Below are 575 nucleotides of genomic sequence, written 5' to 3'. Positions count from 1 at the left end.
CATCAAAACGGCGACCTAACGACATTCTACCTGCCATCGACTGTTTGCCATCTTTTTCAAATAAGGTATACGCGTAACAAGTGAAAGAGCGCTCGAAATGTTGACATACCGTACCTTGAGTATTCGCGATGATGAGCTGAGTTTCACCGTCATTGTAACCATTGTATGGTGAGCTTGAAGCGTGAGGCAAAGCCACAACACCTTGCTCAAGCGCAAGGGACAGTTCAATTTTCTCATCGACCGATGTGGTATCGGCTTGCGCAATTTCTGCAACATCAGTGGTGATTTTGCTGTTTACGCAGCTGATGGTTTGATGTTCATCTTGCTTAGAAAAACGAGCACTTTGCAGCGCGTTTATGAGCATCAAATCTAAACTTGGTTGCTCTAGTGATTCAGAATAACTGGTCGCGACACGGGCATCTTTAATGACTCGAACACCCAGCACTTGGCTTGAGCTGACTTTGTACTCATCCAGCTTGCCTTGGTTTGCTTTCAGCGAAAAGCTGCTGTTACGGTTCACAATCACATCCGCTTCCGCACCTTGGCGTTTGGCTTCTGACAGGACGTAATCAACC

General features: G+C 46.4%; 1 protein-coding gene. It reads right to left on the bottom strand.

Annotated elements, in window-relative coordinates; all coding sequences use genetic code 11:
• A partial coding sequence (locus R7Q46_RS28975) for a PmbA/TldA family metallopeptidase (RefSeq protein ID WP_318078553.1) occupies positions 1–575 on the bottom strand: 575 nt, incomplete at both ends.

It is taken from the genome of Vibrio sp. 811, from assembly GCF_033339195.1.
Note: the sequence above shows the minus strand (reverse complement) of the source record. Positions and strands in the feature narration are given on the sequence as shown.